Genomic DNA, 20,500 nt, shown 5'->3' on the forward strand with positions numbered 1-20,500 from the left:
CCCTACGTTGTTCAGATTATTAATTAATGAGGGTGATTATGTTGAATGTGACTGGTAAGACAGCGTTGATTACGGGAGCTACCGGAGGGATTGGGTTTGCGATCGCACAAACCCTTCATAAACAAGGGGCGACGGTTGTGTTGTCCGGCACCCGGGAGCAGGTGTTACAAGAACATTGCGCCCAATTAGGGGAGAGGGCGTTTGCTTTACCCTGCAATCTCAAGGACAGGGAGCAGGCTGCAGGATTATTTGATAAAGCCGAGGAGCTTGCAGGAAGCGTCGACATATTAGTCTGTAACGCAGGATTAACTCGCGACAATCTTGTTCTGCGCTTGAAACAGGAGGATTGGGATACCGTTATTGAGGTCAATCTTACCTCAACCATGCTGCTTAACCAGGCGGCTTTTAAACGGATGATGAAACGTAAATATGGGCGGATTATTAATATCGCCTCAGTGGTTGCCGTATCTGGAAATCCAGGCCAGGCCAATTATGTGGCATCAAAGGCCGGCATGATCGGTATGAGCAAGAGCATCGCCCAAGAAGCAGCTTCCCGTAATATTACGGTGAATTGCGTAGCTCCTGGCTTTATACGAACCGATATGACGGAGATTTTGACGGATGCACAAAAAGAGGGTATCTTAAAGAATATCCCGGTTGGCTATATGGGAGAAGCCAGTGATATAGCGGCCTCTGTGGCATTCTTAGCCAGTGAAGAAGCACGTTATATTACCGGCCAGACGCTCCATGTAAATGGTGGGATGGTCATGATTTAAGGTAGCGAAGGGCAAATAAGACTTGCGCAAATTTGCCTTCTGTCGTAAAAGATGGTATCCCTTCTTAGGAAATTTGTTTAATTTAGTATAGGTAAAAATATGAGCGATATCGAAACACGCGTTAAAAAAATCGTTTCTGAGCATTTAGATGTAGAAGAAGAGTCCATTGCCTCTAACGCAAGTTTTATCGATGACCTCGGTGCCGATAGCCTTGACCAGGTTGAGCTCGTGATGGCTTTTGAAGAGGAATTTGGAATTGAGATTCCTGATGAAGTTGCCGAGAAAATCGTGCGCGTTGAAGACGCCGTAAAATATATCGAAGAACAAACCCAGCAAAACGCTTAGTACGTAGTTACTTATGAGAAGAGTTGTTGTAACAGGAATTGGATTGGTCACACCGCTTGGATGCGGTGTTGAGCCAACGTGGAGCCGCCTTATAGCCGGAGAATCGGGCATTGGCAAAATCACGCATTTTGATGCGTCGGATTTGCCTGCGCAGATTGCGGCTCAGGTTCCAGGTGCTGGTCAACCTCATGGTTTTGTTGAGGAAGAGTGGATATCCAAAAAAGACCTCAAAAAAATGGATCGCTTTATTCATTTGGGTCTTGCTGCTGCAACGCAGGCGGTTGAAGATGCTGGCTGGAAACCTGAAGACGAAATCGCCAAAGAGCGTACCGGTGTTTTAATCGGTTCAGGAATTGGCGGGCTTCGTGCAATTGAAGAATCCGTACTGGAGCTTCATGAGCATGGTCCACGACGCATCAGCCCCTTTTTCATTCCGTCTAGCTTAATTAATCTGGTATCAGGACATGTCTCCATTAAATATGGATTCAGAGGCCCTAACCATGCGGTCGTCACTGCGTGCTCCACCGGTGCTCATGCCATTGGTGATGCGGGACGTTTGATTAAGTATGGTGATGCCGATGTGATGATTGCTGGTGGAACCGAGGCGGCTATATGCCGTATTGGTGTCGCTGGTTTTGCTGCAGCGCGGGCGTTGTCGACTGCGTATAATGATACTCCTGAAAAAGGATCTCGCCCTTGGGATGCAAACCGTGATGGGTTTGTGATGGGTGAGGGTGCTGGCATTTTGGTGCTTGAGGAATATGAACACGCTAAAAAGCGTGGCGCTAAGATCTACGGGGAATTAGTGGGTTATGGATTATCCGGTGATGCTTATCATATCACCTCGCCATTGCCTGATGGTGATGGTGGCTTCCGTTCCATGCGGGCTGCTTTGGCTGATGCCAAGTTGGAACCAGCTACCGTTGATTATGTGAATGCTCATGGTACATCAACCCCAGTCGGTGACAGTATTGAGTTGTCGGCGGTTAAACGATTATTTGGCGAACATGCTTATAAATTAGCGATGTCGTCTACCAAATCCTCGATTGGTCACTTGCTTGGAGCGGCTGGATCGGTGGAAGCCATTTTCTGTTTGCTCGCCATGCGTGATTCGGTGTTACCACCGACGCGTAACCTGGAGAATCCATCAGAAGGGTGTGATATTAATCTGGTTGCCAATGTGGCGCAGAAACGCAATGTCGATGTAGCGCTCTCCAATTCATTTGGATTCGGTGGAACGAACGCTTCAATTCTTTTCAAAAAAATTGAGAGCTAATCATGCGTCGCATGATATTGATCACAGGCATTATCCTTGTGGTCGCCATGCTGTCGGTGGTAGGGTTGTTTGGTGCTGTTTACCGTTATATGAGTACGCCTTCACACCTTGTTGTTGAGAAAGTGATCATCATTCCTAAAAAAAGTTCGGTTCATACGATTGTTCAGCAACTTGGCGATAACGGCATATTGGATAATCCTTTTTTATTCCGTCTGGGCTTGAAGCTCTATTATCGCAATATTACTTTTCAGGCAGGCGAGTATCAATTTCCTAAAACTGTTTCTCCTAAAGAAGTCATTCGGCGTCTTTCGCGCGGAGAAAGAGTAATCAGAAAATTTACGGTTCCTGAAGGGTATACTACTTATCAGGTGCTTGAGAAATTGCACAAAACAGAAGGGCTTCTTGGATATATTGAATCGTCTGCTCCTTTGTTAGAGGGAACCTTACTACCTGAAACCTATTTATTTTCCTATGGTGATGAAAAGCAAATGATTATCACACAGATGCAAAATCGTTTCAATGACGTGCTCAATGATCTGTGGGAAAAGCGCGGCCATAATTTACCCTTTAATTCTAAAGAAGAAGCCGTGGTTTTAGCCTCGTTGGTGGAAAAAGAAACGTCACGCCCTGAAGAGCGCCCGCTTATTGCTGGCGTCTTTATCAATCGTCTGCGTAAAGGAATTCCACTGCAAACAGATCCGACCATTATATATGCACTTTCTCAAGGAAAAGGGTATATCGAGCGTTCGCTTGCTCGTTCAGACTGGAAGTTTGATTCGCCTTATAATACGTATCAGCACGCAGGGCTTCCACCCGGCCCAATCAATAATCCCGGTAGAGCTAGTATCGAAGCTGCCCTTCACCCTTTTGAGACGGATGCCATCTTTTTTGTATCAGACGGTCAGGGGGCTCACCATTTTTCTAAAACGCTGGCTGAGCATAATCAATATGTAAAAGAGCTCCAGGCCATGCGAAAAGAAAATCGCAAATTGAAAGAAGCCCAAGGAAAATAAGTAAACACATTTAACGGCTCTTTGTGGGCTAAAGCTGGGCTCAGTCTTTGTTTTCCAAAGTGTCGGGTATTTTAGTGAGTGAGCTGTCGAGTGTGTCCATATCATAGATGCACGACTATGGATTGTTATGATCGAAGGCGATTGATGGCTCGCCAAGCGATGTCCTTGCGGCAAAAACCTTCTGGCCACTGAATGAGATCGACCGCTTTATAAGCTTGCTGCTGTGCGTCTAGTACAGAAGCGCCAGTCGCAGTAACGCCAAGAACTCTTCCGCCTGTTGCGATCATGTTTCCATTCTTCAAAGACGTTCCGGCATGAAAAATCTGAACGTGGGGTAATGTGGTGGCGGCTTCAAGATTGTTAATAACCGAACCCTTTTGATAGGTCCCGGGATAGCCTTTAGCGGCCATTACTACACACACAGCAGCATGTGGATGGAATTCGATAGTTTGTTTATCAAGACTGCCTTCCGCAGTTGCTAAAAGCAATTGCAGAAAATCGGTTTTCAGTCGTGACAAAATAACCTGTGTTTCGGGATCGCCCATGCGCACGTTAAACTCGATGAGTTTAGGTTCGTTATCGTTAATCATCAATCCTGCAAAGAGGAAGCCCTTGAAAATATGGCCGTCTTGCTCCATACCTTTTAAGGCTGGACTGATAATGTGTTGCATGATTTTCTCATGCAATGCGTCATTCATCACCGGTGCTGGAGAATACGTTCCCATGCCACCCGTATTGGGGCCAGTATCGCCGTCACCTACACGTTTATGATCTTGAGCCGAACCAAAGGGTAGGGCTGTTTTGCCATCACAAAGGGCGAAGAAGCTGATTTCTTCGCCCTCTAGAAATTCTTCAATCACTAAACTGTTGCCAGCATCTCCAAACACTTTGGTATCGAGGATGTCTTGAATGGCATTGATGGCTTCCTTCTGCGTTTGGGCAATAATGACTCCCTTACCGGCAGCAAGGCCATCGGCTTTGATCACAAGAGGCATTGCTTGGGTTTTGACATAATCAATGGCATGTTTACTGGTATTAAAACGCTTATAGCGGGCTGTGGGCAGATTATAATGGTCACAAAGTTGTTTGGTAAAGGCTTTAGAGCCTTCTAGCTGGGCTGCGGCTGCGCTGGGTCCAACGACTAGAAATCCTGCGGCTTCCAGATCATCGGCAAGTCCGGCAACCAGTGGGGCTTCGGGCCCAATAACAATGAGATCAATAGACATCAAACGGCAGAAGGCAATGACGGTCTGATGGTCGTGGACGGCAATTTCTACGCATTCGCCCAGATCGTGCATTCCACCATTTCCAGGAGCTATATATAATTTTGATAATAAAGGCGAGTGGGATAATGCCCAACACATGGCATGTTCGCGTCCGCCTGAACCAATCACTAGCACTTTCATAAAATGTTTCCTCTTGATGTCTATCAACATAATTTTTTGAAACAACAGCATAAGCTGAGATAAACGTTTTGAAAACATAAAAGCGATCGGATAGGATACTTCCATGATTCCAACCCATAATGTTCCAGAATTCTCCGTTTCAGAAATTTCGCAGGCGGTAAAGCGCTCGATCGAAGACACCTTTGGTTATGTAAGGGTGCGAGGCGAAATTTCGGGGTCTAAATTTCATGGGCCATCGGGACATCTTTACCTGTCGCTCAAAGATAACGAAGCCGTTTTAAATGCCGTGTGTTTTAAGCAGGTTGTTGCTCGATTAGGTATGATTCCCGAAGATGGACTTGAAGTCATTTGCACCGGACAATTAACGACCTATCCTCAGCGTTCCAACTACCAGCTAAGAATCGAGTCGATGGAGCCCGCAGGGCTTGGTGCGCTGATGGCGATGCTTGAAAAGCGCAAAAAGCAATTGGAAGCAGAGGGGCTCTTTGCTCCAGAAAATAAACGCAAATTACCGGTTTTTCCGCAAATTATAGGGGTTATTACGTCGCCAACCGGAGCTGTGATCAGAGATATATTACACCGTCTGGGAGATCGCTACCCATGCCGCGTACTCGTCTGGGGCGTTGCTGTGCAAGGGTTTAATGCTGCTGACCAGGTGGCCCACGCCGTGGCCGGATTTAACGCCATGACGGTTGAGCAAGGCAAGCCCGATGTGCTTATCATTGCCCGTGGTGGAGGATCGTTTGAAGACTTAATGCCATTTAATGAAGTGGAGGTGGTGAGGGCTGTTGCGCTGTCGCATATCCCCGTCATTTCGGCGGTTGGTCATGAAACGGATACAACCCTCCTTGATTTCGTTGCCGATATAAGAGCGCCAACACCAACAGCTGCAGCAGAAATGGTGAGTCCTATTACACATCACGATTTAATGAATGAAGTGATGGATTTGGCATCACGCTGTTATTGGGGAACAACCCAATATCTTGAATATAGGGAGCTGTATTTAGAAAAGGAGTGCCGCTCGTTATCGCACCCTAAAGCTCAAATGGAGCAGGCTGCATTTCATCTGGAAAGCTTGCAAAATAGATTGCGTGCTGCGATGGATCAATATGTACAGGTGAAACTGGGACGGATTGACCTGATGCAGTCCCGCTTGTTACATCCTAACCAGCAAATGGATTATTACGCCAAAGCAATCGATAATCTCTTGCTGCATCTGGATATGTCGATGCGCACTATTATCATGCACTCGCGGCAGCGGATGAAATTTGTTAAGCAGTCCATTATGCGTGTGGATACGCGCCCAATGATAGCCCTTAAAACCCAAGAATTACAGCGCCTTGAGGTCTCTTTAACCAAGGGAATCATCTATGGATTTTTAGAAAAACTAACGCAATTGGGTTCACTCAAGCGTATGCTTGAGGTGCTTGATTATAAACAAACCCTTAAGCGTGGATTTGCGATTATTTATAATGATCAACATGAGATTATCGCATCACAACAGGATTTCCCGGAGTCAGGCCTCCTTCAGATTGAATTTCAGGATGGCAAGATCACAAAGACGTTATCTTAAGTGTGTATTCTTATTCATAGATCATAAATGGCTATTGTTTAATTTTTTCCTTTTAACTTGGATGGTGTATTCATGCATTTTTAAATAATAGGGCGTATTATTGTAGTATTAGGCTTAAAGATGCTTTATGAAAAAAGAGGAGATGTGTATGAAAAAAAAATTGATTTTAGTTTCTGTTGTCATGCTGGCTGGGGCAGTTTCGGCGTGTGGAACTAGCCAAACGGACCGGGCTCTTAGTGGTGCTGGTATTGGTGCGGGGGCAGGTGCCGTAGGCAGTGCATTGATGGGTGGAAACGTCGGTACAGGCGCGGTTGTTGGGGGTGCACTTGGTGCTGCTACAGGCGCTTTAACAACCAAAAAGCAAATTAATATGGGCGATCCTGCCTGGAAATAAATAGAGTTTCCAAACAGCGACTCACTCACTCACACACACCCTCTCTCCTAAAAAGAACAGCTAAAACGGTTACGAGAGTTAGGGGTGACCTTGTTGGGTTAATATATCTAATAACGTTCGATTGTCTATCTTTTTATATTTGAAAATATTTATGATGCTGTGATATAAATTTTTTATCATATAATAATTTTTTAAAAGATATTAACAGCATGAAGCTTTATACGTACCGATCGTGGGTCAATCGGATTTGTAATCCATACGCGTTTAATTTTCATAAATCTATTCATCGCAATCATTCGATCGGTCCCTCATCATCGCCACCATTAACGCATGCGGATGACCCATTGGCGAATGTGTTTGCCAGATTTCCTTTTTTAAAATACTCGGATTGGCAGGAGCGTAATCCTTTTGCTATGGACCAGCTTCAGGAGTCTATAATGAATGGGGTGCCTGTTGATCAAGCGGTCCAAGAGCTATTAAATACATCTGAAATAGTGATCCGTTCTATAGAAGGATTTGATGGGGATAATTCGGAAGAGATAGAGCGGTTGGTTAAAACATTAACCACATTAGAATTATCGTCTGTCTGTTTATTGAAGAGCGAAATCCCTCTATTCAAACAACATCCTGAAGATTTTAGGCGCATGCTGTTAATTGCCAATTGCATGAATGGGCCTGCCGAAGGGAGTCTAAAGAACAGTATGGGCAAATGGAAATCGGCCATGCTTCCAGGCAAAGATAGTGGAAGCTATCAATCCGCAAAGGCGCGTTTGGCTGGTTATATACATGATCTTAATTTTTGGTTTTTAGAACCGCTCATGTATATGAGGCTCAAAGACCAATCGTATGAAGATGCTAGTAGGAACGCTTTGAAGCCTGAATATTCAACCCTCATCACTCATATGGTAACGAGGATGTTATGCGAAACGCTTAATCCGAGACAGATCTATACGTATGCCTCGCGGTGGCAAAGGCATGTGGGTGAATTAAGTGATACCTTGGAACCTTATCGATCACAGGACTCTACGACAAAAAGAGAGAATTGTGACTGGTACCCATTAACCGATACGCATTACATAAATTCAATCCGCTTTACGCCGCTGACCACGTATCATGCTCTCCTACGCGAGGGAGTTGAGATGAACCATTGCTTAAGTTACCTTTTTCATCATACGGAATGTGTTTATGGTAGTGCGCATATTTATTCTATAACCGATCAACACGGTGAGCGATACACGGTGCAGATTGATCAAATCAAACGAACATTTGCGGTGAATCAGCTCAAGGGCCGCAATGATGATCCGGCGGTTTCGGATCAGGTTATCAAGGCGGTGGCAACCTTTGTCGATAGGCTTAATATCGGAGATATTGTGTTTCCAATTCAGGGAGCTTGTGAGAAACATAGGGGCGTTCGTCAAAAAGATGTATTTGCACAATTACGTGTTCCGCGTACCTGGCAGAGTTTGGATGATCTTTACGTTACGATGCAGGAAACCAAAGTTCTACCATCGGGTTGGTTAAAATTCAAAGATGTTTCGGAATTTGCAGAAGGGGTTGATTTGGAGAAGAGGTTTAAAAATGAGAAAGAAATGCACCAAAACAAGTGGAGTAAACTTGGATGGGGTGTGGGTGGATGAGTTTTGCGTAAGAATGGTTGAACCTAAGAACGTGTATATGCGGCGCTTATGGCTCACTTTAATGAACAGTCTCTGGCAATCTTCAACAAACGGTGTTACAGCATGCACCCGTGAAAAAATCACTGAAGTGAAGAATCAAATCAAACGCCCTTCCCGGATTTAATATTTGAAGTAGGCAATACTACACTCTGCGTATGCTTTCCTAGGACGAGCTTCTGTTGCTTGCGCGCCACATCGATAATATTTGCTATATCTGTGCTATAAAACTGCGCCACTTCGTATGCTGTCCTTCCGTCTTTAGCATGTGCATTGATGTTTATATCTTTATGCATCAACAACTGTTCCACCACTTCCTTATTCACATATTCGCAAGCCTGATAAAGTGGACTTTTATTATTAGAATTAGGTGCATTAACATCTATGCCCTTATGATTTATCAGTAAAGAGGCTATTTCTCTATTTCCCATTTCACAGGCCATGAATAACGGTGCCATATCAATAAAAGAACGAGGCGCATTAACATCTATCTTTTCTTGTTTTAATAAAAACTCTACCACTTCTTTGTGCCCATTTCTGCAGGCTATATAAAGTGGAGTTTCCCCCTGAAGATTAGGCGCATTAACATTGATGTCTTTGTGTTTCAATAACAGCTCTACTAATTCTTTATTTCCACTTTGGCAGGCTATATGAAGTGGGGTAAAGCCTCGAGAATCCGTCGCATTAATATTAATGTCTGGGTGCGCAATTAATTGAGATGCTATTTCTTTATTTCCGATTTGGCAGGCCATATGAAGCGGTGTAAAACCTATAGCATTTTGCGCATTAACATTGATGTCTTTGTGTTTCAATAACAGCTCTACTAATTCTTTATTTCCACTTTGGCAGGCTATATGAAGTGGGGTAAAACCTTGAGCATTTTGCGTATTAACATTGATGTCTTTGTGTTTCAATAACAGCTCTACTAATTCTTTATTTCCACTTTGGCAGGCTATATGAAGTGGGGTAAAACCTTGAGCATTTGGCGTATTAACATCGATGTCTTTGTGTTCCAATAATAGTTCTGCTAATTCTTTATTTCCGCTGTGGCAGGCTATATGAAGCGGGGTAAAACCTTGAGCATTTGGCGCATTAACATTGATGTCATCGCGTTTCAACAACCTTTCCACCACTTCTTTATTTCCACTTTGGCAGGCCATATAAAGTGGCGTACGATTATATATATCCGCTGCATTAACATTGATGCTCTCATTAGCTAATAATTGCTCTATTATTTCTTTATCCCCCCTGTCACAGGCTATATTAAGTGGTGTGCGATTATATATATCGGCTGCATTAACGTTTATGTCAGGGCGCTTCAATAATTGTTCTACTATTTCTGTTCTCCCCTTTGTGTAGGCAGAATTAAGCGCGTTAAATCCATCCATTAAAGTTGCATTAGGGTTTACATGATTTTCTAAATAGGATTCTATGCGCTCAACTGCATATTTGGAGTTCCGGTCTGCTTCAATCAGAAATGCCCTTTCAAGATACCTATTCCTAGAATTTTCGTTTGCGATATCAAGACCGCTAGGGGATAAATCCAGGAACATCTCTTTATCATGTCCCAATTCATTTTGGCGAAATTGTCTAAAGTCGTCTAGTTGAGCATTGAGATACTCTTCTAACTCATCTGCACTAGTGCCATCTTTCGGGGCCGAAGCTTTGAATGTTTTGACTGTATTATTAACTGATATTGAAAAAATCACTGTTTCAGGTGACGTCATCAAGCTATGTTCGAATTCATCAAAGAGCGAAGGATATGTTCCCTTTTGATCCCGTATTTTTTTCCTGAATTGAGTCAACGCTACTATTTCTTCCGCATTCATGGAATTCAATGTCTCGTATTTTGCTCCACTGTGGAAGATAACAGGAATATTATCTCCGAGCTTCAAAACAGCATTTTTAGCAGCACCACAAAAACAAGAAAAAACATGCCCACCTTGAATGCCAAAATGCCCCATCATTGCTACGACATTTTCGGTGTTTTCTTCTATTCCTCTGACGTTTATTTTGTGCATCTGATCTTGGGAAACACCTCCATGTGCAAAAAACATATAATGAACAGAAATTGGATTTTGTTTTAAATTCCCGTCTTGAAAGAAAGTATAATTAGGTTCACCATAAACCTGAAGATTCGAGCGAATTCCCGCTTGCATGAGACCAGATTTAATATAATCTGCTGCTAATTTAGGTATGTCAGGGCCTATTATTATGCGATATTCGTGTGTGTCATTTTTCATATACAGTACTTTATTATCTATATACATAAATAATAAACAAATATTGTTAATGTTTTATGAAAACAACCAAAAAAAGATCAATACAACCATACATATTCAATTGCTATTAACAACACTTAGATAATAAAAATATATTAATATGCTATCAAAAGCGGACACAACAGGCTGTTTTCTTGGGGAAAATTAAAAAACTCCTTCTTTAACCCTTTCCATGTTAAGATAATGCAACAGCTATCAACGATACTCCCATTATGAACCCATCCCCATCCCTTCCCAAACACCTGCTCCCCTTCCTCTGGTATTTCATTTGCCAGCAACGCATGTGGTTTATCATGCTGTTGATTGCGCATCTGGCCTGAGCTGCCGATTGGACCTTGATGCCGTATTTATTCCAGCATTTTGTGGGAGCCGTGATTGCCTATAGTGGAGACAGCTCCCTTGCCTGGAGCGCATTTGCTGCGCCGGTTCTTACCGTGCTTGGCTTCTGGTTTGTTATTGAGGTGATGTATCGATGTTCTGACTTTTTAGCATCGCGCACCTATCCGCGTTTTGAAGCATCCATTCGTATGGCGATGGTACAGTATATCCGCCAACATTCGCACGGATTTTTTGCCGATCATTTATCGGGTGATTTATCCAGCAAGATTGACGACATCACCGAAGCCTGCACGCGCATTATGCAATTATTGCTAACCCTGTTTATTCCAGCGGCAGTTGCTGCAGTTATCGCCACGACCTTGTTTACGCGGATGCATCCATTATTTGGAGTCGTGATATGTGGCTGGTTCTGTACCCATTTGGGGATTTGTTTCCTTTACGCCAAACGCTGTAATCGCACATCGATGGAGCATTCCGCCAGCAAAAACAAAATCAGCGGCATCATCGTCGATAGTTTTGCCAACATCACTGCCACCAAACTCTTTGCCAGGTTTGACTGGGAGTGGCAATATCTTAATGCTGCACAAAAAGAAGAGCGCGAAAAGCACCAGCAGGTTCTGCATCTTATTTTTAAAATAAGGATGATTCTAGGACCTTTGGTTTTTTTAGTGGTGGGAGTGGGCATGATGGCGCTCATGATTTCGCAATGGCAGCAAGAGCACATCACTGCTGCGGAGCTGGGCTACATCTTTTATTCCAGTTGGGGGATATGCGTAATGGCCTGGCTTTCAGGAATTGAGCTACCTAATTTTTTCAAAGAGATCGGCAAATGCCAGCAAGCACTTGTTCCCATTCAAAAAGCCCATGACATTACGGATCAGCCCAACGCTCCTGATTTGAAGATAACATCAGGCACCATTACGTTTGACCATGTTTCGTTCCGTTATCAAAGGAACAATAATTTATTTGAGAATAAAAACGTCACTATCGCACCCGGAACCAAAGTAGGATTGGTGGGATTTTCAGGTTCGGGCAAGACCAGTTTTGTGAATTTAATCCTGCGATTTTTTGACGTTGACAGCGGCCGTATCCTCATTGACAACCAGGATATTTCGCAGGTAACTCAAGATTCATTGCACCAGGCAATAGCCATGATTCCCCAAGACACCTCGCTGTTTCACCGTTCACTGATGGACAACATACGCTACGGCAATGTTAACGCTAGCAATGAAGAGGTGATTGAAGTCTCTAAACGAGCCCATTGCCATGAGTTCATTAATTTGCTGCCGCAAGGCTATGATGCAGAAGTTGGCGAACGCGGTGTGAAATTATCCGGCGGCCAACGGCAGCGCATCGCCATAGCCCGCGCTATATTGAAAAATGCACCGATTTTCATTTTGGATGAAGCCACCTCAGCATTGGACTCAGTCACTGAAAGACTCATCCAAGATAGTTTACAAGGGGTGATGGCAAGCCGCACCACCATTGTGATTGCCCACCGGTTATCAACATTATCGGCGATGGATCGCATTTTAGTATTTGATAAAGGACACATCATCGAAGACGGAACCCGGCCTGTTCTAAAATGAAGTGCAACACCTTATGATGTTTGTTGTCAAAACAGATAATCAAAAAGATGTTGCGTATGAAAAGATATAACCATTTAAGTTATGATGAAAGAGCAAAGATATCTCAGCTGAAGCAATCTGGCCTGCTAGCAGGCCAGATTGCTTCAGCGATCGGCCGTCCAGTGTGTACCGTTTATCGGGAGCTAAAGCGCAATGAAGCACCGCCAGGTCAATATTGGCCGGATACGGCACATCGCCTGGCAGCTGGCCGCCGTTGCCGTCAAGCGCGACTCGACAAGGATATCAAGCTCCAGGAATGTGTTATGGAACACATGCAGAACCATTTTCTGGACACCTGAGCAAATCGCCGGTCATCTTAAGCATGGTCAAACCGAGCTAAAATCCATTTGTCACGAAACGATCTACCACTGGATTTATCAGGTTCCAGACGAAAAGAGAAAATCTGGAAGTTCCTTCCACGGCATAAAGCAAAGCGGGGACTAAGAAAATCTAAAGGCGCTGGTGCTTCACGTATACCAAACAGAGTCTCTATCCATCAACGGCCCAAGCACATTGATAAGCGGACAACATTTGGTCACTGGGAAGGGGATTTGATGAGCTTCTGTAAGGGTCTCAACCTATTCTGGTTCTCAGGGAAAGACAGACCATGTTTACCCCTCAGCAAGCAATTGCCCAGTAAAAGGCCGATGACGTTGCAAACGCAATCCTTAACCTGCAACCAAAATACCTCAAAAGCACGCAAGTCGTTGACTTTGGATAATGGTGGTGAATTTACCCGTCACCAGTTATGGGGTAAAGCACTGGACATCAAAACCTTCTTCTGCGACCCATATGCATCATGGCAAAAGGGCGGCGTCGAGAATACCAATGGAAGACTGCGAAGAGACTTACCCAGAAAAACGAACATTCACACATACAACAAGGAGGATTTCAATGAAACCATTGATAACTATAACCTAACACCACGCAAAAAACTCAATTGGATAACTCCTAATGAGGCATTCCTAAAAAATGTCAGAGGTTTGCACTTCAAACTTGAATGTGGCACTATCCAGTTCCATTTCTGTTAGACAATATCCAAAGAGATTGTTGGTTGAGAACCCTGGAGGATTTCCAGAAGGCATTACAGAAGCCAATATTCTTGATAAACAAAATCCACGAAACAGGCGTATTGCTGAGGCTTTTGAGAAATGTGGGCTTGTAGAGCGCTCAGGCCAAGGTGTCGATTTAATGTTCAGCACGGCGGTTATACAGTCTAAACCTCTGCCTGAATATACTGGAACAGATAAGCATAACGTCTTGCTAGCTATTTATGGACAGATTAAAAATCCAGAATTCCTAAACTTTTTAGAGCAGGTTGGCAGCAAGACTCTAGCCTCATTTACTGCTCACCACCTTATTGTTATTGACAAGGTATTTGAGGATAAGAAGCTATTTGAAGCAGAAAGAAAATATGCGAAGGAATTGGTGGATCTGGGAATATTAGAACGCAGCAGCAACCAATATAAGTTCATTCTATCGCAACGATTTCATGATTTTATGGATAGGAAAGGCGAATATACCCGCCGAAAAGGGCTATCCAAGAATCATCATTTAACTCTGATTGAAGAGCATTTGCGCCGCAATAAAAAGCATGGGTGTCCTTTTGATGATTTCAGGCAAGTGCTGCCACATGCAGAAGACAGAACTATCCGTTATTACCTTGCTGTACTTAAGAAGTCTGGGAAAGCTGAGTGCAAGGGAGCAGGTCGTAATGCAAAATGGTATGCCGTGTAACTAGGCTTTCTAACTGACACAAGCATTGATTGTATGTCAATTAAAAGTGTCAATTGGCTATCTTCTAACCCTTGATTTATCAGAGTTTCAACTGACACAAGCACCCATTTTGTGTCAATAAGAGTGTCAGTTGGCCATCATAATAGTTTTAAATGCTATTTTAGATAACGTATTATTCTGCTTATTCCGCCTTCTTCTCGTCTTGGGATGGTTTCCAACCGCCGCCGAGTGCCCGGATCAACTGAATTGTATTGATATAATGCTGGCCAAGCGTTTGGATAGAGCGACGCTTAGTATTTAGCATAACCTGCTCTGCATCCAAGCGTTCAATATAACTTATTCCACCACTATCATAACGTTGTTTGGCAATGGAATCGGCCGTTAACGAAGCTTTTAACGCGTCTGCCAATTGTTCTTGCTGTAGGGTAAGAGAGCGGTTGGCGCTGAGTTGGTCTTCTACTTCCTGGAAAGCGGTGAGTACTTTTTGACGATAAATCTCCACGGATTCTCTAAACGATGATTTACTCATTGCCAGGGAAGCAAGTCCTTCGCCGCCCTTAAAAATAGGAATGCTGAGTGTGGTGCCCACTAAGGGGCCCAAAAGCCAGGTGCGACTGGACCATTTAAAAAGATCGCCTAATTCGCTGGATTCAAATCCTCCGAGTGCCGAAAGTGAAATATGAGGAAAGAATGAGGCCCTAACCGCGCCAATATGTTGGTTGGCGGCGGCCATATCTTTTTGAGCAGCAAGAATATCAGGGCGCCGCTGTAATAATTCGGAAGGCAAGCCGGCTGGAACAACGGGCGGGGCATCAACCAGGGGCTCAACCATGAGTGATAACTCATTCGGTAATTTGCCGGTGAGCACCGCAAGCGCATGTTCCGTTTGTTCTATTTGTTGTTGAATGGCAAACGCATCTGCCTTGGTTAGAGCTAGATCAGATTCGTAGCGGGAAACATCCAAATCGCCAACGGCACCTAGATCTCGCTTTTGCTGGATAAGTTCTAGCGCCTGTTCTTTCCCGGTGAGTGATTGTTTCAAAATGGCCTGTTCAGCGGTTAATGCACGCAACGTATAATAATAGTGGGCAATATCGGCTTGTAAGGTCAAGCGTATGGCATCTAATGTGGCTTGCGAGGATGCAAGCTTAAATGATTCAAATGCTTTATTATTGCGATTCTGACCAAAAATATCGAAATCATATGAGATGGTGCCTTGGGCATTATAAAGTGTGTAAGGCTTAACAACGGGGTTGGGATTAAATTGTTTTTGTGATGCAGCGGAAGAAAGGCGGCGCGAGGGACTGGCGCCAGCATCAATGGCTGGGAAAAAAGCACTACTGGCAATTCTAACCTGGCTACGCGCTTGTTCCACATGCTCTTTAGCTGCTTTAATTGTGGGGTTTTTGTCATTGGCTTCTTCAATCAGGCACATTAAATGGATGTCGTCAAATAGAGTCCACCAATCAGCAGGGATTGCTAATTGCTCAGGTGCCGTTGCTTTCGTCCAATTACCATCTTCGGGTTTGTCGATTTTAGAAGAATGGTCTATGGGAGAGGATTCTTTATAGGCATTCCCTACTTTAAAGCTGGGTAATTTAAATTTAGGCGCAAGATCACAGCCTGTAAGTAGCAGGCTGGTTGTTGCCAGTGTAACACCTAAGGTAACTAGACCAGAAAGCAGCGACGTGCCAAAAGATACCATGCTATTTTTCATGTTTTTCTCCACGGAGATTCATAGCAATAAAGCGCAACAGGACGTAAAACATCGGTGTTAATAATAAGCCAAAGAACGTAACGCCGAGCATTCCCGAAAAAACCGAGACTCCCATATTATTACGCATTTCCGAACCTGCTCCGGTTGAAACCACTAACGGTATAACGCCCATAATGAACGCAAAGGATGTCATTAAAATAGGACGTAGCCTCTGCTTACTTGCTAAAACCGCAGCATCATAGGTTCTCATACCCTGACGCTCAAGCTCGCGGGCAAATTCGACGATTAAAATGGCATTTTTGCAGGCAAGCCCTACCAAAACAATGAACCCAATCTGGGTGAAGATATTATTATCTTTGCCAGCTAGCCAGACACCGGTAATCGCACAAAGCAAACACATGGGTACGATAAGAATGACCGCAAGTGGTAATGCCAGGCTTTCATATTGGGCAGCCAACACCAGGAACACAAAAAACACGCAGAGAGGAAAAATGTAAATGGCGCTATTGCCAGCAAGGATTTGCTGATAGGTAAGATCGGTCCATTCAAAACTCATTCCTTTGGGCAATATGTCGTGCAGTATTTTTTCCATCATTTCTTGTGCCTGACCCGAAGATACTCCAGGTGCGGGTCCGCCATTCATATCGGCAGAACGGAAACCATTATAACGTGTAGCGCGATCGGGCCCATAGGTTTCAGTAACGTTGATTAGCGAACCAAGCGGCACCATTTCCCCTTGAGGGTTCCGTACTTTGATATTGGCAATGTCTTCCTTGTGTGCGCGGTAAGGAGCATCTGCCTGGGCAATCACGCGAAATGTTCGTCCAAACAAGTTGAAGTCATTAATATAATATGATCCTAAAAAAATCTGCAACGCATCAAACACATCCTGTAGCGGGATACCCATTTGTAGGGTGCGGACACGATCAACATTGGCCTGTAGTTGTGGGGTGTTGATTTGAAAGCTAGAGAAAACATTAGCAAGGCCAGGTGTTTGGTATGCTTTACCCATAATGGCCTGTGTGACGCCATAAAGTGCATCATACCCTGCATCGGAACGATCCTGGATTTCCAGTTTAAAGCCACCAATGGTGCCAAGGCCTGGTACGGGAGGTGGTGGAAAGATGGAAATGAAAGCATCTTGAATGCCCATATATTTGGCATTCAACGCTTGTGCTATGGCAAACCCTGATAATTCAGGGGTTTTACGCTGATCAAACGGTTTTAAAGTGACAAACACAATACCCGCATTGGGGCTGTTGCTGAAGCCAGCAATCGAAAGGCCTGGAAAGGCTACGGCACTTTCCACCCCAGGATGGTTGCGGGCAATCTCTGACATTTTGCGCATCACAACTTCGGAGCGGTCAAGCGAAGAGCCTCCTGGTAATAAAGCAAAGGCAATCAAATATTGCTTGTCCTGTGCGGGGACATAACCGGTGGGGACATGTTGGAAGGCAAACCAGGTTGAGCAGATCACCATTAAATAGATGAACATAGCGAGCACACGGTGGTGGATAATTTTAGAAACAACCCCGCTATAGCGCTCAGAAGAGCGATGGAAAAAATGGTTAAATGGTCGGAAAAACCATCCCAAAGCACGATCTAAGAAACGAGCAAACCAATCCTTGGGAGCATCGTGGGATCGCAGCAATAATGCGGCCAGTGCCGGGCTTAATGTCAGAGAGTTAAACGCAGAAATCACCGTGGAGATGGCAATGGTTAACGCAAACTGACGATAGAATTGTCCGGTAAGGCCACTGATAAATGCAATGGGCACAAAGACGGCACATAACGTTAAGGCAATAGCAATAATTGGCCCGCTGACTTCGCGCATGGCAACGATGGTGGCATCGCGTGAGGAAAGACCTTTTTCTATATTTCGTTCTACGTTTTCGACGACCACGATTGCATCATCAACCACAATTCCAATGGCAAGCACAAGGCCAAAGAGCGTTAGCGCATTAATGGAAAAACCAAATAATAGCAAAAAGGTAAACGTACCAACAATGGAAATGGGAACGGCCAGCAACGGAATGATAGATGCGCGCCAGGTTTGCAAAAACACAATGACCACAAGAACCACTAATGCAACGGCTTCAAGCAGGGTTTCAATAACGGCTTTAATTGATTCACGAACGAAGGTGGTTGGATCATAAACGATGTCGTAATCCACGCCTTCTGGGAAGTTTTTCTTAAATCCCTTCATGAGTTCGTGAATGCGCGTAGAGATTTCCAGGGCATTGGCATCGGAAGTCTGGAAAATACCTAGTGCAACGGCTGGCTTATTATTGAGCAATGATCGAAGGGCGTAATCGGACGATCCCAGTTCAATACGCGCAACATCTTTCAACCGCGTCACCGCTCCATGGCCGTCCGCTTTAACAATGATGTTTTCAAATTCTTCTATCGACTGAAGGCGGCCAGCAACATTGACGGGCAGTTCAAATTGAACATGGGGGCCATAAGGTGAGCCACCTACAATCCCGCCGGCGACTTGGGTGTTTTGCTGTCTCACGGCGGCCACAATATCTTGGGCAGTAAGATGGCGCTCTGCAATTTTTTGAGGATTGAGCCACAGGCGCATGGCATAGTCGCCGCCTCCGAAAATGAGGGTCTCTCCAACCCCTGGTACCTGGGAAAGTTTATCTTTGATGTTCAGCAGAGCATAGTTTCTTAAATATAAAAGATCATAGCGATTATTAGGCGAATATAAGTGGACAACCATGGTTAAGTCACTGGAGCTTTTAACGGTAGTTACACCGAGGGCTCGGACGACGTCAGGGAGGCGTGGCAAGGCTTGCGAAACGCGATTCTGTACTAATTGCTGCGCTTTGTCGGCGTCTGTTCCTAATTTAAACGTAATCGTAATGGCCATGTTGCCATCGGTTGTTGCCTGAGATGATAAATAAAGCATGTTTTCCACGCCGTTAATTTGTTCCTCAAGGGGGGCGGCAACCGTTTCAGAGATAACTTTGGGGCTGGCCCCAGGGTACATAGCGCGGACAACAACAGAAGGTGGTGCAACCTGTGGATATTCAGCAATGGGAAGGCGCCAAACGGCAATAGCTCCAGCAATAAAAACAAACAGGGATAACACCGAAGCAAAGATAGGTCTATCAATGAAGAAATTTGAAATATTCATAATTCTTGTTGGCTCGAGGAAGGTTTTTGACCATTAGAAGGTTCTGGTTGAAGCGTTTTCATGTCAACCAAGGTCGGTGCAACAGGCATGCCTGGCCGGATCATAAACAACCCATTGACGATAATCTTATCGCCCTTATTTAAGCCTGATCGGATAACGCGGAGTCCATTGACTGATTCGCCAAGTTCGACTTGTCTGAATTCTGCGATGCTTTTGCCATTGACCACAAAGACGAATTTTTTATCTTGATCGGTATTAATACCGCGTTCATTGATCAGGATAACATTTTGCGGCTTAGGGGAACCGATACGAACATGGGCAAAGAGACCTGGAACCAATGCGCCATCGTCATTGTCGAGTATGGCTCTCACACGCATCGTGCCGGTGGTAATGTTAAGCTGGTTATCAAATGAGTCGATATGGCCTTGATAAGGGAATTCATTTTTTTCAGTAAGGGAGAGCTCAACGGGTATATCTTTGAGTTTTGCAGGGGAACTATCTTTTGTAAACCCCAGATACGTTTGTTCATCCATATCGAAGCTGGCATAGATGGGGCTAGTGGAAACGATTGATGTTAAAACCGGTGAATTTGCCCCAGCATCAACAACATTGCCCACTTTAACCTCGATGCGGCCGACTTTGCCTGATATGGGTGCTGTGATATTAGCATAGGCTAGATTTAAATTGGCTTGAGTTACGTTGGCCTTGGCAGTATTGAAGGCGCCTTTTGTCTGTTTCATTTGAGACGTAGCTTCATCCATTTCTCGCTGCGAAATGGCATGGGTTTCAATGAGCTTGAGAGCGCGCTCGTAATTAGTGTTGGCATTCTCATAATTGGCTTCAGCGGCTTGAGCCTGCCCCTGTGATTGTTCCACTGCAGCTTGAAAAGGCCGTGGATCAATGGTAATTAACTTGTCACCTTTTTTAACCTGTGCGCCTTCTTGGAAGTGAATGCTATCGATGGTGCCAGATACACGTGAACGGATGGCCGCTTCTTGAAAGGCCTCCAACCGCCCAGAAAAGAGTCGCCACTCGGTGTGAGGTTCTTCTATGACTTCAGCGATGCTGACAGCCATGGCGCCCATTTGAGGGGCGCCTTGACCTTGCGGTTTGTTTCCTCGATAAACAAAACCATAATAAGCAGCTCCACCAAGAATGGTGAAGATAATAACGAGCCGAATTATAATTTTAGGCATATC

General features: G+C 44.5%; 16 protein-coding genes. 11 read left to right on the forward strand and 5 right to left on the reverse strand.

Going from position 1 to position 20,500, the window contains the following annotated elements:
- The first annotated feature begins 38 nt into the window (after nucleotides 1-38).
- The 4 genes from fabG to mltG all read left to right on the forward strand — a co-directional run bounded on the left by fabG (nucleotide 39) and on the right by mltG (nucleotide 3,410).
- Nucleotides 39-776 carry a 3-oxoacyl-[acyl-carrier-protein] reductase gene (fabG, locus tag IPP74_05875; protein MBL0318800.1) on the forward strand — a complete coding sequence of 246 codons (738 nt, stop codon included), beginning with the start codon at nucleotides 39-41 and terminating at the stop codon, nucleotides 774-776.
- 99 nt (nucleotides 777-875) lie between these two features.
- Nucleotides 876-1,121 (forward strand): acyl carrier protein, encoded by a 246-nt coding sequence (locus tag IPP74_05880; protein ID MBL0318801.1) that lies wholly within the window; start codon nucleotides 876-878, stop codon nucleotides 1,119-1,121.
- A 13-nt stretch (nucleotides 1,122-1,134) separates the two neighbouring features.
- Complete coding sequence (gene fabF, locus IPP74_05885; GenBank protein ID MBL0318802.1) at nucleotides 1,135-2,397, forward strand: beta-ketoacyl-ACP synthase II; 1,263 nt, start codon at nucleotides 1,135-1,137, stop codon at nucleotides 2,395-2,397.
- A 2-nt stretch (nucleotides 2,398-2,399) separates the two neighbouring features.
- Nucleotides 2,400-3,410, forward strand: a complete 1,011-nt coding sequence (gene mltG / locus IPP74_05890) for an endolytic transglycosylase MltG (GenBank protein MBL0318803.1) — start codon at nucleotides 2,400-2,402, stop codon at nucleotides 3,408-3,410.
- Between the two features lie 125 nt (nucleotides 3,411-3,535).
- On the opposite strand, the gene purD is transcribed toward mltG, so the two are convergent.
- A complete protein-coding gene (gene purD, locus IPP74_05895) occupies nucleotides 3,536-4,816 on the reverse strand; it encodes a phosphoribosylamine--glycine ligase (GenBank protein ID MBL0318804.1) in 1,281 nt (426 codons plus the stop codon).
- Nucleotides 4,817-4,919: 103 nt separating this feature from the next.
- Here purD and IPP74_05900 point away from each other — a divergent pair, with 103 nt between their 5' ends.
- The 3 genes from IPP74_05900 (at nucleotide 4,920) to IPP74_05910 (ending at nucleotide 8,420) form a co-directional block, all read left to right on the forward strand.
- Nucleotides 4,920-6,389 carry an exodeoxyribonuclease VII large subunit gene (locus IPP74_05900; GenBank protein MBL0318805.1) on the forward strand — a complete coding sequence of 490 codons (1,470 nt, stop codon included), beginning with the start codon at nucleotides 4,920-4,922 and terminating at the stop codon, nucleotides 6,387-6,389.
- A gap of 148 nt (nucleotides 6,390-6,537) precedes the next feature.
- Nucleotides 6,538-6,783 carry a hypothetical protein gene (locus IPP74_05905; protein ID MBL0318806.1) on the forward strand — a complete coding sequence of 82 codons (246 nt, stop codon included), beginning with the start codon at nucleotides 6,538-6,540 and terminating at the stop codon, nucleotides 6,781-6,783.
- 209 nt (nucleotides 6,784-6,992) lie between these two features.
- Nucleotides 6,993-8,420, forward strand: a complete 1,428-nt coding sequence (locus IPP74_05910) for a PcfJ domain-containing protein (GenBank protein MBL0318807.1) — start codon at nucleotides 6,993-6,995, stop codon at nucleotides 8,418-8,420.
- 140 nt (nucleotides 8,421-8,560) lie between these two features.
- Here the strand turns inward: IPP74_05910 and IPP74_05915 are convergent, their stop codons facing one another.
- Entirely contained in the window at nucleotides 8,561-10,699 is a 2,139-nt protein-coding gene (locus IPP74_05915; GenBank protein MBL0318808.1) for an ankyrin repeat domain-containing protein, read from the reverse strand.
- A 377-nt stretch (nucleotides 10,700-11,076) separates the two neighbouring features.
- On the opposite strand from IPP74_05915, the gene IPP74_05920 reads away from it, so the two are divergent.
- From IPP74_05920 to IPP74_05935, 4 genes are read left to right on the forward strand one after another with little or no spacing between them, the layout of a single operon-like run.
- Nucleotides 11,077-12,666, forward strand: a complete 1,590-nt coding sequence (locus tag IPP74_05920; GenBank protein MBL0318809.1) for an ABC transporter ATP-binding protein — start codon at nucleotides 11,077-11,079, stop codon at nucleotides 12,664-12,666.
- 56 nt (nucleotides 12,667-12,722) lie between these two features.
- Nucleotides 12,723-13,004 (forward strand): helix-turn-helix domain-containing protein, encoded by a 282-nt coding sequence (locus IPP74_05925; GenBank protein ID MBL0318810.1) that lies wholly within the window; start codon nucleotides 12,723-12,725, stop codon nucleotides 13,002-13,004.
- A gap of 48 nt (nucleotides 13,005-13,052) precedes the next feature.
- Nucleotides 13,053-13,736 (forward strand): IS30 family transposase, encoded by a 684-nt coding sequence (locus IPP74_05930; protein ID MBL0318811.1) that lies wholly within the window; start codon nucleotides 13,053-13,055, stop codon nucleotides 13,734-13,736.
- A gap of 19 nt (nucleotides 13,737-13,755) precedes the next feature.
- Nucleotides 13,756-14,442, forward strand: coding sequence for a hypothetical protein (locus tag IPP74_05935; protein MBL0318812.1), 687 nt, complete (start codon nucleotides 13,756-13,758; stop codon nucleotides 14,440-14,442).
- A gap of 181 nt (nucleotides 14,443-14,623) precedes the next feature.
- Here the strand turns inward: IPP74_05935 and IPP74_05940 are convergent, their stop codons facing one another.
- Genes IPP74_05940 through IPP74_05950 form a run of 3 tightly spaced genes read right to left on the reverse strand, consistent with a single transcriptional unit; the run spans nucleotide 14,624 to nucleotide 20,497 of the window.
- A complete protein-coding gene (locus IPP74_05940; protein ID MBL0318813.1) occupies nucleotides 14,624-16,159 on the reverse strand; it encodes an efflux transporter outer membrane subunit in 1,536 nt (511 codons plus the stop codon).
- Nucleotides 16,149-19,301: an efflux RND transporter permease subunit gene (locus IPP74_05945; GenBank protein MBL0318814.1), complete on the reverse strand. Its 3,153-nt coding sequence runs from the start codon at nucleotides 19,299-19,301 to the stop codon at nucleotides 16,149-16,151. The genes IPP74_05940 and IPP74_05945 overlap by 11 nt, the downstream gene beginning before the upstream one ends.
- Complete coding sequence (locus tag IPP74_05950; protein ID MBL0318815.1) at nucleotides 19,298-20,497, reverse strand: efflux RND transporter periplasmic adaptor subunit; 1,200 nt, start codon at nucleotides 20,495-20,497, stop codon at nucleotides 19,298-19,300. The genes IPP74_05945 and IPP74_05950 overlap by 4 nt, the downstream gene beginning before the upstream one ends.
- Between the last annotated feature and the right edge of the window lie 3 nt (nucleotides 20,498-20,500).

Source organism: Alphaproteobacteria bacterium (genome assembly GCA_016722515.1).
Classification (GTDB): domain Bacteria; phylum Pseudomonadota; class Alphaproteobacteria; order Rickettsiales; family JADKJE01; genus JADKJE01.

What these genes read in the sequence shown, in the direction of transcription:
- purD (MBL0318804.1), bottom strand. Translation starts at nt 4,816, where the DNA reads ATGAAAGTGCTAGTGATTGGTTCAGGCGGACGCGAACATGCCATGTGT.
- IPP74_05910 (MBL0318807.1), top strand. Translation starts at nt 6,993, where the DNA reads ATGAAGCTTTATACGTACCGATCGTGGGTCAATCGGATTTGTAATCCA.
- IPP74_05905 (MBL0318806.1), top strand. Translation starts at nt 6,538, where the DNA reads ATGAAAAAAAAATTGATTTTAGTTTCTGTTGTCATGCTGGCTGGGGCA.
- fabG (MBL0318800.1), top strand. Translation starts at nt 39, where the DNA reads ATGTTGAATGTGACTGGTAAGACAGCGTTGATTACGGGAGCTACCGGA.
- IPP74_05925 (MBL0318810.1), top strand. Translation starts at nt 12,723, where the DNA reads ATGAAAAGATATAACCATTTAAGTTATGATGAAAGAGCAAAGATATCT.
- IPP74_05915 (MBL0318808.1), bottom strand. Translation starts at nt 10,699, where the DNA reads ATGAAAAATGACACACACGAATATCGCATAATAATAGGCCCTGACATA.
- IPP74_05950 (MBL0318815.1), bottom strand. Translation starts at nt 20,497, where the DNA reads ATGCCTAAAATTATAATTCGGCTCGTTATTATCTTCACCATTCTTGGT.
- fabF (MBL0318802.1), top strand. Translation starts at nt 1,135, where the DNA reads ATGAGAAGAGTTGTTGTAACAGGAATTGGATTGGTCACACCGCTTGGA.
- IPP74_05920 (MBL0318809.1), top strand. Translation starts at nt 11,077, where the DNA reads ATGCCGTATTTATTCCAGCATTTTGTGGGAGCCGTGATTGCCTATAGT.
- IPP74_05880 (MBL0318801.1), top strand. Translation starts at nt 876, where the DNA reads ATGAGCGATATCGAAACACGCGTTAAAAAAATCGTTTCTGAGCATTTA.
- mltG (MBL0318803.1), top strand. Translation starts at nt 2,400, where the DNA reads ATGCGTCGCATGATATTGATCACAGGCATTATCCTTGTGGTCGCCATG.
- IPP74_05940 (MBL0318813.1), bottom strand. Translation starts at nt 16,159, where the DNA reads ATGAAAAATAGCATGGTATCTTTTGGCACGTCGCTGCTTTCTGGTCTA.
- IPP74_05900 (MBL0318805.1), top strand. Translation starts at nt 4,920, where the DNA reads ATGATTCCAACCCATAATGTTCCAGAATTCTCCGTTTCAGAAATTTCG.
- IPP74_05945 (MBL0318814.1), bottom strand. Translation starts at nt 19,301, where the DNA reads ATGAATATTTCAAATTTCTTCATTGATAGACCTATCTTTGCTTCGGTG.